The organism is Vibrio sp. YT-15, from assembly GCF_033337445.1.
Lineage (GTDB): Bacteria > Pseudomonadota > Gammaproteobacteria > Enterobacterales > Vibrionaceae > Vibrio > Vibrio alginolyticus.
This window is the reverse complement of sequence record NZ_JAWOQR010000029.1, coordinates 1-14,312: the sequence shown is the minus strand read 5'-3', so window position 1 is coordinate 14,312 and position 14,312 is coordinate 1. Positions and strand designations below refer to the sequence as shown.

13 protein-coding genes are annotated in these 14,312 nt (G+C 42.6%); 9 read left to right on the top strand and 4 right to left on the bottom strand.

The window, feature by feature from the left end:
• The 4 genes from R7D93_RS24715 to R7D93_RS24700 all read right to left on the bottom strand — a co-directional run.
• A partial coding sequence (locus R7D93_RS24715; RefSeq protein ID WP_225497008.1) for an NAD-dependent epimerase/dehydratase family protein occupies positions 1-86 on the bottom strand: 86 nt, incomplete at its 3' end.
• Between the two features lie 37 nt (positions 87-123).
• Complete coding sequence (locus R7D93_RS24710) at positions 124-1,122, bottom strand: Wzz/FepE/Etk N-terminal domain-containing protein (protein WP_225497205.1); 999 nt, start codon at positions 1,120-1,122, stop codon at positions 124-126.
• 76 nt (positions 1,123-1,198) lie between these two features.
• A complete protein-coding gene (locus R7D93_RS24705; RefSeq protein ID WP_053307411.1) occupies positions 1,199-3,901 on the bottom strand; it encodes an SLBB domain-containing protein in 2,703 nt (900 codons plus the stop codon).
• A gap of 64 nt (positions 3,902-3,965) precedes the next feature.
• Positions 3,966-4,484: an outer membrane beta-barrel protein gene (locus tag R7D93_RS24700; protein ID WP_047103814.1), complete on the bottom strand. Its 519-nt coding sequence runs from the start codon at positions 4,482-4,484 to the stop codon at positions 3,966-3,968.
• Positions 4,485-4,888: 404 nt separating this feature from the next.
• Between R7D93_RS24700 and R7D93_RS24695 the strand changes: the two genes are divergently transcribed.
• From R7D93_RS24695 to waaA, 9 genes are all read left to right on the top strand, one after another.
• Complete coding sequence (locus R7D93_RS24695) at positions 4,889-5,110, top strand: hypothetical protein (RefSeq protein ID WP_005535462.1); 222 nt, start codon at positions 4,889-4,891, stop codon at positions 5,108-5,110.
• A gap of 68 nt (positions 5,111-5,178) precedes the next feature.
• Positions 5,179-5,859, top strand: a complete 681-nt coding sequence (locus tag R7D93_RS24690; protein ID WP_225497203.1) for a YjbF family lipoprotein — start codon at positions 5,179-5,181, stop codon at positions 5,857-5,859.
• Positions 5,856-6,614: a capsule biosynthesis GfcC family protein gene (locus tag R7D93_RS24685; protein ID WP_140051702.1), complete on the top strand. Its 759-nt coding sequence runs from the start codon at positions 5,856-5,858 to the stop codon at positions 6,612-6,614. Before R7D93_RS24690 ends, R7D93_RS24685 begins: the two co-directional genes overlap by 4 nt.
• Positions 6,611-8,803, top strand: coding sequence for a YjbH domain-containing protein (locus tag R7D93_RS24680; protein WP_213869028.1), 2,193 nt, complete (start codon positions 6,611-6,613; stop codon positions 8,801-8,803). The genes R7D93_RS24685 and R7D93_RS24680 overlap by 4 nt, the downstream gene beginning before the upstream one ends.
• Positions 8,804-8,951: 148 nt before the next feature.
• Positions 8,952-9,893, top strand: a complete 942-nt coding sequence (rfaD, locus tag R7D93_RS24675) for an ADP-glyceromanno-heptose 6-epimerase (protein WP_005379462.1) — start codon at positions 8,952-8,954, stop codon at positions 9,891-9,893.
• Between the two features lie 126 nt (positions 9,894-10,019).
• Positions 10,020-11,006: a lauroyl-Kdo(2)-lipid IV(A) myristoyltransferase gene (gene lpxM / locus R7D93_RS24670; RefSeq protein ID WP_132936695.1), complete on the top strand. Its 987-nt coding sequence runs from the start codon at positions 10,020-10,022 to the stop codon at positions 11,004-11,006.
• Positions 11,003-11,725 (top strand): glycosyltransferase family 25 protein, encoded by a 723-nt coding sequence (locus tag R7D93_RS24665; protein WP_053303376.1) that lies wholly within the window; start codon positions 11,003-11,005, stop codon positions 11,723-11,725. The genes lpxM and R7D93_RS24665 overlap by 4 nt, the downstream gene beginning before the upstream one ends.
• The gene (waaF, locus tag R7D93_RS24660) at positions 11,722-12,777 is read left to right on the top strand and encodes a lipopolysaccharide heptosyltransferase II (protein ID WP_053303377.1); all 1,056 of its coding nucleotides are present in this window, start codon (positions 11,722-11,724) and stop codon (positions 12,775-12,777) included. Before R7D93_RS24665 ends, waaF begins: the two co-directional genes overlap by 4 nt.
• Positions 12,771-14,045, top strand: a complete 1,275-nt coding sequence (gene waaA, locus R7D93_RS24655) for a lipid IV(A) 3-deoxy-D-manno-octulosonic acid transferase (protein WP_213869029.1) — start codon at positions 12,771-12,773, stop codon at positions 14,043-14,045. Before waaF ends, waaA begins: the two co-directional genes overlap by 7 nt.
• The last annotated feature ends 267 nt before the right edge of the window (positions 14,046-14,312 follow it).

Below are 14,312 nucleotides of genomic sequence, written 5' to 3'. Positions count from 1 at the left end.
ATAACGGTATCTTGGGTGTCACGAATGATATGTCGGACAACAGCTGACCCAATGAAGCCTGCTCCACCGGTTACTAAAATTTTCATGAAAACAACTTCTCCTGCTACCTTAATGCACTCAAGATTAATCTATTTTAGTATGCTTAAAACCATACCTCGATAAAACGATCACGACCCCAAATATTCCTCCAAGTAAAGTACCCAGAATACAAATAAGAGCCCGCTTAGGCTCAGCTTTTACCTCAGGAATTACTGGTGGGTCTATCATTTTAAATACAAATTCTTCCTGTACTTCAGCTAACATTAAGCTTTTTGTTTGCTCTTCAATTAGCTTATAAAATGTACTTTGCATATCTGCAACCGAAGTCTTTTCCAATTGCAAATTTAAATACTCCAAGTTTTTTGAAGTTTCAGCAATAGTTCTTTCGCGCATGACGTTATTTAAGTCGTCGATCAACCATAACAACCACTGTTGTGCAATAAAAGGAGAATTGTGACTAATAGAAATAGTATATAAACCGCTATCTTTATTCTCAGAGACTTTAATTATGTCTTTTATGAATATTTCGTAAGCTTCTTGTGCGGTTGGTATAGGACCTCTCATACCATCTGGTTGGCGTATCCACGTATTTGATTCAGAGTCATATACTTCGTTGTCAAGAATTAGTGTATTTTTCTCCATATCCCAGCCTTTCACTGCCATTAATGGCACGAGCAAATCGTGAGATGAGATAAAATTATTAATAAACTTCCTCGACGTTAACACTTGGATAGCTAAGTCTGTTTGGCTACTTTCACTCCCCCCCAAATTTACGCCCGCTAGCGTCGCAAGCCCACCTAATTGCCCTGCTATTTTAGATAATCCTCCACTACTTGAGGTCTCTGCTGGAGCAAGTAACGTATCTGCTTTATAAATATTGGGCAATGAGAGAGCATATATAATAGAAGCAACGCCAAACAAAACCGTCACAACCAAGATAATAAACTTTCCTTTCCATAGGTTAATGACAAGCTCACGTAGATCTATTTCCTTTGGGCGGGCGAAATCTGCTTCCGTCGGGCACGGTAAAGACCGATCTGAGTAATTTTCTCGATTCATTTTTTTCGTATATTGATGATGCATAAAGTACCGCTAGTTAGAAGAGTACTTTATGCTGTTCTAGTTTTAGAAAAAAGTACAACAAATAGTTGCCACTAATTTATTTCAATGCGTTAATCGCTACACCAGTTTGATACAGGATCTGTGTCGCAGCTGTCCAAGTACTTAGTGCATCTCTATAGTCAGTATCAATTGGCACAACGATGGTATCGCCAGCTTTTAACCCTTCTTTATTGTTTCCGAACCAATAACCTGATGAAGGCTTGTAAACAGAACCATCCGCACGTACTACAAAAATACGGTCTTCGTCAGCTTGTTTTTTAGCACCACCCGCTTTGTTCAAGTAATCATCGACGTCAAGTTTGTTGTCCAACAAGTAGGTAATTGGAACCTGAACTTCACCCATTATCGAAACGGTGTTTCGGAAAGTAGGAACAAAGAGGAAGTCACCGTCCTCGAGCATAAAGTCTGCTGAACGCTCGCCTTTTAAAATACGGTTTAGCTGTACCACCATACGACCAAGTGCTTTACTGCGACTTGCTTCCTCTACAAACGCTAACGTTTTCTCTGGGTCAGAAATTACAGAACCTATATTGCTATCTGCTCGGAACGTCTTCTTCGCTGTTTCTTTTCGCATATCTGCGGCGTATTGATTTAAGAGCTTCTGCTCTTGTAAGCGTAATGCTTCACGCGTAAATATTGCTCCTTGAGGGTGAGCAAACTCGGTTAGACCGCCCGCTCGCTCCAATAACTCGTTCAGAGTTTCACCTTGACGCACAGTATAGGTTCCAGGGAAACGAACTTCACCCTGTAAAGTGACTGTACTTTGTAGCTTCACATTTGGCTTTTCTAGGATGTTCAAACGATCTCGGCCTACGATAATTGCATCGTCCGAAGCACTGCCTTGGATTGCTTTACGCAAATCAATACGTTCAACATCAATATACGCACGCTCATCCGCACTATTAATCGCGGTTCGCGCTAGTTCTGCATTAATTGTGAATGCGTTGTAAGTCAAACCACCAGCAGCTTCAATAAGCGTTGATACCGTCATTCTTGGAGTGATCGGGTAGCGTCCTGGGTGCTTCACTTCACCAAAGACTTCAGCAATTTGAGGGGCTAGCCCCAAACGAGACTGTTGCTGAAGTTGTAACAACACTGGGGCAAGTAAAGTGCGACGAGTATTTTGCTTCAGCTTTTCAAAGTCTTCCTCTGTAATCTCTTTACCACGGAAAATGATTTTAACTGGTTTAGCCAGCTGAGTTGTGTTCTGGTTGACGACCATACCGTCTGCAGAATGCGAAACGGCAACAGAAGAGCTCATCACTTCTTGTTCTTTCTGTTGTTCTAGCTCAGCTTGCTCTTGCGCTTGTTCTAGCGTTTTTGCTTTTGAAACAGACTCTTGCGTTGCTAATGTATCCAAGTCTTCGTTATTAAAGCGGTTGAAAACCAATATACGGTCTCGTGAGTGTAACTTAATGTTGTCTTGGCTACCTGGTGATAGAATCGCGTTAGCTAAGCTTAGTTGGAACACTTCAATATCACGCTGTGGATTAATCTCTCTTACCACAACCGCATAGTTAACATCAGCTGTAGAATTAAAAGCTGAGTCAACAGATTTGAAAAGATCGGCAACACGAAGGCCATTGCGCCATTCCACATAGCCAGGATGACGAACATCCCCCTCTATCTGCACGTAACGAGTAAGCTCTTCGCTTTTTTTCAAGATCTTGATGGCGTCGCCATTTTTAACTTTACTCTGTCGATCTTGCGTTTTATTGAAATCAAGCGTCAGAGCCTCACGAGTGCCATGTGAAGCATAGCGTTTTATCTCCAATTGCTCGGCATGGGCATTCGCAGTAAAACCACCAGCCATCTGAATAAGTTGCTGGTATGTTTCACCTTGCTTGACTTCATAAATTGCAGGACGGTTGATCTCGCCTTCTATAGACACTGTATCGTTAACAGAACCAATTAAAACAACATCATCCGGTAGTAAGCGCACATCATTACTTGCATCACCTTTTAGTAACAGGTCATACATATCCAACTTACGAATGATTTTCCCATCACGCTTTAGCTGAATATCTCGCAGCGCTCCACTTTCACCAAAGCCGCCGCTGTAATAGATAGCTTGTGAAATTGTCGTCAATGCGCTAACCGTGTAGGCTCCTGGTTTATATGCATCCCCCATGACAAACACTTGCATGGTACGCAATTCGCCCAATGAGATATCACTGCGCACACCAATCATTTGTTCTTTTACTCGTTGAGTCAGGGAGTCACGTACATCGGAAAAGTGCATGCCAGCAACATTTACTGGCCCAAGTGAAGGGAAGTTGATTGTGCCCGCACGATTTACGCGTAAACGATGCGTTTCATTCTCCTTACCAAACAACTGCACAATGATTTCATCGCCAGCCCCCACGGTGTAATTTGCTGGCACAGGAACATCACTGATCGGAGCAAAAGTGCTTGGAGAACCAGCAAAAAGATCTAAACCAAAGCGTTTAAGCTCTTCCTTCTCGTCTTTTTTGAGCCATTGTTCCTCTATATTAGAAGATACAGCGCCACTAGATTCAGCCCTAGGTTTGATTACTTGCGGGTTTTCGTAAGGAGACTTGTTTGAAGATGAACTAGAAGGAATGGAGAAACCATATTTACTCGCCAAGGCCTGTTGTTGGTCGGCGGGTAGATTTTGAAACATTTTTATTTGTTCTGGAGTGGGTGTTTGTGCCATCGAATAAGACGCAAACGTACTTGCCAATATAAAAGCGGCAATAGAGAAATATCCTTTAAACATGGTATGTCACTATAATAATTGAATAAAAGCCCCTAGCCCCAAGTTTGAGCTATAGGTATTTAAATTAGAATCGGTGCTGAAAACCCAGTGTAATCGAGTTAAGGCGAACTTGGTCTTCAGAGACGTTATCAACGAACTCAAATATCACCGCGCTTTGGTTGTTTAAAGCGTAGTGCATACCTAACCCAAAACTAAATCCTTGTTCTTTGTGAGAACCTACATTTTGTAGATCGAGCTGAACGCTTGAATACCCAGCTAAACCATAAAGTGCAACTCGCTCTGAAACTGGCATATTCAACTTAACAAAGCCGCTCAAAACGCTATCAACGGCAAGACCGCTGTCACGTTGAACTGATGTCCCATAACGCCCTTCTAAGCCGATATAGTCATTAAAGAAATAACCAGCTTGCGCACTAAGAAGAAAAGGACTCCCCTCTTTTACGGACTCAGAAGACGAGCTTTTCAATTCTGCATTTGAGTAGCTCACTAACGCACCAGCATAAAAATCGGCTGACGCTGAAAAAGAACTCAGGCTTAAGCCCAGTGCACTAAGTATTCCTAAACAATGCTGCTTTCTTATCACGTAAAAGTCCCTAGTACTGGTAATAATATGGACTGCCAAAGCAAAGTTAAGTGTGCTATGCAGGCCATTAAATACTGAAGAGTTGGCACGCTACCGCCCTGAGGCGTTGAGCGTAAGCCACTGTATCGCTTTCTATATGGTGTAAGTAAAAACGACCTATTGACTCCAAACCTCTAGTCCTGGAGGAAATAGGCCGACAAATTATGCACTCTTGATAGTTTATCAGCAAGCAAGGGAGCAAGATAACCGCACAATGTCACGCTGGTGTTAGAAATGAGATCGTAAGCCATAGCAAAATAAGAAACTATTTACATGCTAAGGCTTTTTTATCTAGAATATAATTTGGAGCATTTTTTATGCTACCAAACATCGATGTTTTTATACCGGATATACAAGGATTAATAATGAAGAATACAGCTCTAGCTATTCTTATGGCTCTAAGCGCATCAACTGCATTTGCAGCAGAAGAAGCAGGTTCAGCAGGCGCAGCTTCTGCATCTGCAACAGGCACAACAGCTGTAGCAGTAGGTGCAGCAGCAGCAGTAACTGTAGTAGCAGTTGCAGCGTCAGATAGCGACTCAACATCTACTTCAACATCTACTTCTACTTCTACTTCTACAAACTAATTTCGTTTTGTAGATAGAAGATAATCGCCCTGAATGACTCAGGGCGATTTTATTTGTAAGAGGGAATAATGAATATCTTCCGAACGTCTAAATGGATACAACCACTCCTCACTCTTCCGCTACTAAGTTTACTCTTTGGCTGCACACAGAAATTCAATGATGTTTCAGCAACCGTCCAAGAAGCGTACGGTAACTACATTGATGTAGAGATGACACCAGAAGAAATAAATGCTGTTCCATATGCCAGTGCCTACTTGAAACTTGGAAATCAAAAACAGGTGTTTGTTGTTTTAGCTTTCGCGGAACGAAACCCACTCAGTGGTAAAAAACAACTAAAATGGGTAAGCGCCGATAAAGCAATGCTCGTTACGGAAAATGGACATATTGTCAAAACGATTGGTCTACAGAGTGGGGACTTAGCGGGCGTTTACGGTGACGTTCCAGATTTTTCTTTAGATTCAACCTCTGTCAACTACGCACTCTCATACGATTGGGCGACACAATACCGTTATGGCTTTCCAGCAAATGTAACGCGCTCTTACTTAGGCCAAGAAACGTTAACAACACCTATTTCTAGCACTATAACCAACGTATATAGAGAAGTTGTTGTGTTTATTAGCCTTTCTCGAGCGGTCGAAAACTACTATTGGGTCAATGAACAAGGTCAGGTCGTTAAAACCTTACAACACCTAGGGCCAAATATGATTCCGGTTGAGTTAACCATTTTGAAGGGATATAGCAAATCATGAGCAAGCAACTACTCACATTACTCGGTTTGGTCATGCCGCTTTTGAGCACACATGGCTTCGCTCAAACAGAAGCCTCTACTACACAGCCATTAAATGTTGAGTTGCTGGAGGTAGGCAAACAGCTAAAATTCCAAGGGCCTGCTCGTTTAGAAAGTGTGTTAGCACTCGCTACGGAGCAAAACGTCTCACTACAATACTCTCTTGGTACGACTTTGTTTGATAAATCAGATAATGCCGAGAAAACCTCTACCGCTTTAAAGAACTCGGTACTCAATCAAATGATTCAACACAATTTGGTTGCGCATCCATTCTACAAATTTATTCAGAAGCAAAACTTTGCACCACGCTTACTGTCTGCGATCGATGTTGATAAAATTCGACTAAATAAATTCGACAATCCGCTTTTGCGCGGCAATTACCTGCTCGCAAGCCCTCTACGCGAAGAAAAAGTGTATTACCTGGGAAACCTAAATAGCGTGTATTCCATTAAGGAGCAAGCAGGCATCCCTTTGCAGAGACAGTTAGAGAATTTGAAAAGTAACATTGGTACGTTATCAACACCGCCAGTGTTGATCTACCCAGATGGTCACGTAGTTAAGCCGCATCACGGAGCTTGGTTAACAACACAATATTACTTACCACCTCTGACATTGGTATATATTCCGTTTGGTGAACTTGAATACTCCGAAATGGACCAAGACATTGTCCGCCTACTCACTCAACTGATACCAAATTCCACAAAGAGACCGCAATGATGCCAATTAGAAAAAGCTTAACCCTTTCTTTAATGGGTCCAGCATTGGTTTGGGCTCAAGAAATACCCTTTGAGGCTCCCACTTTACAGCCTTCTCAGTCTGACTTTGGTGGTGTTGGCTTAATGCAGATGCCAACCGGACGTATGGCCCCTGAAGGGGAATTCAACTTTTCTGTCACTGGAAGTGATGAATACCTTTTTTATAATGCAACATTACAAGTTATGCCTTGGTTGGAGACGACTATTCGTTATACGAGAGTAGCCTCAATACCCTACGACCCAACTTTTCCTAATGTTGATAATGAGTACACCGATAAAGGTATAGACTTCAAAGTTCGATTGCTAAAAGAGTCTCAGTATATTCCTGAGCTCTCTCTCGGTGTCCGAGACTTTGCTGGTACTGGTCTTTTTGATGCTGAGTTTCTGGCGGCGACAAAACGATATTCTAATTCGAAATTAGGTACTTTTGATTTTACTTTAGGTATGGGCTGGGGCTACCTAGGCACTAGAGATACGGTCACAAACCCTTTTTGTAAAGCATCAGACAAATTCTGCGATAGACCTTCAGAATTTCTATCTACAGGCGGAACAACTAACTTCGATAGAGCCTTTAAAGGCCCTGCTGCCCTTTTTGGTGGTATTGAATATCAAACTCTTCATAAACCTCTTCGCTTCAAGCTTGAATACGACGGTAACGATTACAGCACAGACTACCCTGTAATTCAGGCTGGTGTAGATATGTCTCCCCACACACCATGGAACTTTGGTGTCCTCTACCGTCTAGGCATGGCCGATTTTCGTTTAAGTTATGAACGCGGCGATACTTTAGTAGCAGGCTTAACGCTAAACACTAATTTCAATGATATGCCATCATTCTGGCGAGACACACCAACCCCGGAAGTGGAAGATAACCAACCCAAAGAACTGTCTGATGTTGATTGGGAACGTGTAACAGAAGATTTAGACAAAATTGCTGGCTATCGAAACACGCGTGTTTATGTTGATAACAATACAGTAACTGTCGTTGGTGAGCAGAAAAAATATCGTGACCGTACAGAGGCACACGAAAAAGCGGCAGCTGTACTCCATAATGAAATGCCTGACGATATTGATACCTATGCGATCAATGAACGTAGCCGAGGCTTAGTCGGCGAACAAACGATTATTTCCAAAGAGAAATATCGCGACTTTGCCCAAGTTAATTACATCAATCCGAAAATAGAAGATGCAACCTCAAGGGCTACTACTAAGCCAACGGGAGAATCTATCTACGATGGTTTTGAACGTTTTGATTGGGGCTTTGCACCTAAACTAGTTCAAACTCTCGGAAACGCTGAAGATTTCTATCTCTTTAGTGTAGGGCTAAGCGGTAATGCCTCATACTGGCTGACGGACAACCTTGAAATTGGCGGTTCGTTATACTGGGATTGGTATAACAACTACGATAAGTTTATTTATGTCACTCCACCTGATGGCACTACCGTTCCTCGTGTTCGCACCATGTTCCGCGCTTACCAAAATGAACATGCAGTAACCATGTCAAACTTACAATTGACTTGGTTCCAAGAGTATTCCGATACGATGGATCAGCAATTCTACGCGGGCTATCTGGAGAGTATGTTTGCTGGAGTAGGTACTGAGTTTCTTTACCGGCCACAAGGAGCTAACTGGGCAATTGGTGCTGACGTCAACTTAATTTCTCAACGTGATCCACAAAGTTACTTCGGTGTTTACGATGAGAAATGGCAAAACGTGCCAGAATATGGACGTCCGTTCCAAGTTATTGATAAAGGCTTCACTGGTTTTGTATCTGGTTACTACTACCCTCAATGGGAATACCTACAAGATTTGATGATCCAAGTCGATGTTGGTCAGTTCCTAGCTGGTGATGTTGGTACACAAATCAATGTTTCTAAGCAGTTCAAGAGTGGCGTAATTGCTGGTGCCTTTGCGTCATTTACAGACTTGTCTGCGGATGAATTTGGTGAAGGTAGCTTTACCAAAGGTTTCTACTTGTCGATTCCATTTGACATCATGACCGTTAAGCCAAGCAACAATCGTGCGAACTTTAGTTGGCAGCCTCTTACTCGTGACGGAGGACAGAAACTCGGACGTAAATACAGCTTGATTGAGTTGACCGACGAGCGAAATCCTTGGTATCAAAGGCCTAACCGTTCGGATGTGGAATAACAAAGTAATCAAGGGAGCTGCGGCTCCCTTTTTCATATCTAGATACTGAGTCATAGAAGACTCAAACCTATCTTCCTGCTTCCAATAGCGCTACTTTTCGTTTCTTGCTAGAATTCCTGAGAAAATTTTAATCTATGGTGGAAGTTCTATGATCATCGTAACTGGTGGCGCTGGCATGATCGGCAGCAACATTGTTAAAGCACTAAACGAAGCTGGTATTAACGATATCCTGGTTGTCGACAACCTAAAAAATGGCAAAAAGTTTAAGAACTTAGTTGATCTGGACATCACAGATTACATGGATCGTGACGACTTTCTGACCCAAATTATGGCGGGCGATGATTTTGGTCCGATTGAGGCAATTTTCCACGAAGGTGCTTGCTCTGCAACGACTGAGTGGGATGGTAAGTACATGATGCTAAACAATTACGAGTACTCTAAAGAGCTGCTGCATTACTGTTTAGATCGCGAGATTCCATTCCTATACGCTTCTTCCGCAGCCACTTACGGCGATACAGAGACTTTCGTTGAAGAACGCGAATACGAAGGCGCACTGAATGTATACGGTTACTCGAAACAGCAGTTTGATAACTACGTTCGTCGCCTATGGCAAGACGCTGAAGAGCATGGTGAGACCCTTTCTCAAATCACCGGCTTCCGCTACTTCAACGTATATGGCCCACGTGAAGACCACAAAGGTAGCATGGCATCAGTTGCGTTCCACCTAAACAACCAACTTAACGCAGGTGAAAATCCTAAATTGTTCGCGGGCAGCGAATCATTCAAACGCGACTTCGTTTACGTTGGTGATGTATGTAAAGTAAACCTGTGGTTCTTAGAAAACGGCGTATCAGGTATTTTTAACTGTGGTACTGGCCGTGCTGAATCTTTTGAAGAGGTAGCAAAAGCAGTTATCAAGCATCATGGCAAAGGCCAAATTGAAACCATCCCATTCCCTGAGCACCTAAAAGGCGCTTACCAAGAATTCACACAAGCGGATCTGACCAAACTGCGCACCGCAGGTTGTGATGTTGAATTCAAGACAGTTGCAGAAGGCGTTGCCGAATACTTGACTATCCAAAACAGTTAAGCACCACAAGGTGGTAGAACCATAACCTGCCACCTTTACTCAAGTGCAATAGCCTGTATCATTCCTAACTATCTTTTTCTCATTTAAACCACTTCGCCCGCACACGAATAGGTAACTAGACACGCCATGACCATAAAACGTGATGACTTCGACCCTAAAGCATATAACCCTGAGTTTAAGCGCCACTTTCTGTCGCCTAAGTACTGGGGCACGTGGTTAGGTGTTATCTTATTTTTACCGTTATCATTAATGCCTCTGGGTTTACAAAAGTGGTTAGCGAAAACCATAGCCAAAAAACTGTGTAAATCCCACAAAGGTCCAGCTCACCGAGCGAGGGTTAACTTTGAGCTGTGTTTTCCGGAAAAGTCGTTCCAAGAACGTGAAACTTTGATAGAAAAAACACTCTACACAGCAGCCATGTTCTTTTTTCGCTTCGGGTTACTAAGTTTACGCTCACCAAAATGGCTTCAGAACCGTTGCCAAATTCGCGGCCTAGACATTTTACGACAGCACATTGATAACAACGAAAATGTGATTTTAATGGTTCCCCACTCTTGGGCAATTGATGTGCCTGCTATCTTGCTCGCTTCAATGGGAATGCCAGTTTCTGCAATGGCGAAGAAACAAAAGAATGATGTTGCTGACTGGCTGATGCACAAGCAAAGAGTCCAATACGGTGGCCGTGTTTATGAACGCTCAGGTGGCATTAAGCCTTTTCTGAAATCCATTCGAGATGGCTATGTAGGGTATTATCTACCTGATCAAGATCACGGCCCAGAGCATAGTGTGTTTGTGGATTTTTTTGCAACACGTAAAGCAACGCTACCTGGTTTAGGCAAAATTGCGAAACTATCACGCTCAAAAGTACTGCCTCTATTTGCGTCGATGAACACTGAAGATGGTACGTTTGATATTGAGATTTTACCAGCGTTTGAGCTGGATAAAGGCGAAGAGCAAGACGCTCGTACCTGTAATGAAGCCATTGAATATTTTGTCGGTGATAAACCCGAACAATATATGTGGGTACTACAGTTGCTGCACTCTCAAGAAGACGGCAATAACTATTACAATTTGTTTAAACCAAGATATAACAGCGACTGGAAAGTGCAGTGAAAGTATTTGTCGTAAGCTTGGCTCGATCGCTAGATCGCCGAGAACGTATTGAAGAAAAGTTAAAACAACAAGGCATTACGTTTGAATTTTTTGATGCAGTAGATGGCTCTGTTGACCGTTTTCTTCATTCAGAAAAAAGTCGTCCTACCATTACTCTACGCCGCAAAGGGTATCAATTAAAAACCAGTGAAGTCGCCTGTTTTGCAAGCCATTACGAGTTGTGGGTTCGCTGTGTTGAGCTTGATGAACCGATCGTCATCTTAGAAGACAACGTCGACCCCGTAGAAGGGCTGAAGCAAGCACTCGAACATACCCTTCCATTGACTTCTAATTATGACTACATCAAGTTGTCTGCCACTCAGAAGCGTGTATTCACCCCAATCGTACCTATTGATGATAATCATATGCTAGGGGGATACTCAGCAGGCACTTGTGGTACCACCGCTTATATCGTCACACCTAAAGCAGCCTCAAAGTTTGTTATGCATGCTCAAGAGTTTATTGAACCAGTCGATGACTACATGGAAAAACCATGGAGACATGGTGTTCAAGTTTACAGCGTGTCTCCAGATCTCTTTACTAGAGCAGAGATTGCTTCGACGATTGGTGGTAAAAGAAAAGATAAATCCAAAATGACTCTTGCGAATAAAATATACGCTGAACTTTTTAGAACTTATGAGTCAATTTTGAAATTCCTATACTGGAAAAACAAAGCATGAAGATTTTAGTCATTGGCCCTGCATGGGTCGGCGATATGGTAATGTCGCAATCGTTATATATTGTATTAAAGCAACGCCATCCAGATAGCCAAATTGACGTTATCGCTCCAGGATGGTGTAAACCGATTCTTGAGCGTATGCCAGAAATCCATCAAGCGATTGAAATGCCTATCGGTCATGGTGAGTTTAACTTATTAGGCCGCAGGGAAATTGGCAAATCATTACGTGAAAAGCAATATGACCACGCCTATATCTTGCCTAAATCAGCGAAATCAGCACTGATCCCATGGTTTGCCAACATTCCTCTTCGTACTGGCTGGAAGGGAGAAATGCGCTATGGTTTATTGAATGACTTACGCCCTAACATGAAGTCTTTTCAGTATATGGTAGAGCGCTATGTAGCGTTAGCTTATCCAAAAGCAGAAATGGTGGATTCTAACTCTCTTGGCGGGCTTGAAACTTTACCTCGCCCACGCCTTGCAATCAACGAAGCAGAGCAACAAGCCACGATCAAAAAGTTCAACTTAGCCCAAGACCAACCAATTATTGGACTGTGCCCAGGAGCAGAGTTTGGTCCTGCCAAAAAATGGCCCGAAACACACTACGCTGAAGTTGCGACGCAAATGGCTCATTCTGGACATCAAATCTGGTTGTTTGGTTCTCAAAAGGACTTAGAGACTTGTAACAATATTCGCGCACTTGTTCCGACGCAATTCCATGAGCACATTCATGTTCTGGCAGGCCAAACCAGCTTAATTGAAGCAGTCGATCTCCTTGCTGCATGTAAGACTGTTGTCGCGAATGACTCAGGCTTAATGCATGTGGCAGCTGCGGTTGGTTGTAATGTTGTTGCCGTTTATGGCTCAACTTCACCGAAGTACACCCCCCCACTCGCAGAAAAAGTGGAGATTGTTCATACCGATATTGATTGTCGCCCTTGTTTCCAACGTGAATGTCAATACAAACACCTTAAGTGCTTGACAGAACTTTCGCCTAAGCAAGTGCTAGATAGCATCCAAAAACTTGACGCCATTACGATAAGCTCATGTTAGTTCGTATTGTTTATACCTTACTACTCGCTCTAGCGTCACCGCTGCTTTTATTTGGTTTGTACAAGAGCAAACCAAATAAGCCTAAGTTCGGCTCTCGCTGGAAAGAGCACTTTGGCATAACCCCCAAGCTAAAAAGCAACGACAAACCTATTTGGATACATGCCGTATCTGTTGGTGAAAGCATAGCAGCAACACCTTTAATTAAAGCCCTTAAGGAACAAAACCCCGAACAATCTATTCTAGTTACTACAACAACGAGTACGGGAGCTGAACAGGTTGCTAAGTTGGGTGATTTAGTTAAACACCGCTATATGCCAATTGACTTTGGGTTCGCTATCAAAGGTTTTCTTAAAGCAGTACAACCAAAACAAATGTTGATCATTGAGACTGAGCTGTGGCCAAACACGCTTCACCATGTTCACAAAGCGGGTATCCCTATAACTGTCGTGAATGCGCGCCTATCTGAAAAATCGTGTCATAACTACGCCAAAATACAGCGGCTTTTTAACCAGCTTCATCCATGCCTAACTCAAGTACTCTGCCAAACGGATTCAGATGCAGAGCGCTTCGAAGGCTTAGGCGTTGAGAAAAAGAAACTATCCGTTACTGGCTCGATTAAGTTCGATATTCAAATATCAGAGCAAGTGAAACAGCAAGGACAGCAGCTTCGAGCCCAACTTGGAAAGGATCGTCCAATTTGGATTGCAGCTAGCACCCACAAAGGCGAGGACGAACAGGTATTAGATGCACATAGACAAGTTTTAAAATCTCATCCAAATACATTACTTATTTTGGTTCCTCGCCATCCGGAACGATTTGATGATGTATTCACGCTTTGCCAACAGCAAGGATTTAACACTGTGCGTCGTACTTCAACGCATGCAGTAGAGACGAATACTCAAGTATATCTCGGCGATACAATGGGTGAGATGCTAACGTTGATGGGCGCAGCGGACATCTGCTTTATGGGTGGAAGCCTAATTGGAGATAAGGTTGGAGGGCACAATGTGCTAGAGCCTGCCATGTTAGAAAAAGTCATCATTACTGGCCCCAGCTATTTCAACTTTAAGGAGATTGTTGAAAACTTACTAGCTGTGGATGGTATCTTAATTGTGCCAGACTCAACGACCCTTGCCCTAAGGACTACAGAGATCATTTCTCAACAAGATAAATATTTACTCCGAGCTTTGCATGCTAATAAATGGGCCTCATCCAATCAAGGCGCTCTAAACCGAACAATGAGCTTACTCCCCCAAAGTGATAAGTAATAACTTAATAATTAGTTTGATAAATACCTCACTTTTACTATTAAGCTTGTATGTTTTACTGTACTAAGCACTTTACCTGTTTAACTTAAAAAGAATATCCATTATGCAAAAAATTTTAGACTGTACTCTTCGCGATGGTGGCTACTATAACCACTGGGACTTTTCACCAGAAGTCGTTGACGCTTACCTCACAGCAGTTGCAAAAGCTAAAATTGATTATGTTGAATTAGGGCTTCGTAACTATCCCAAGTCTGTTTACAGTGGTCC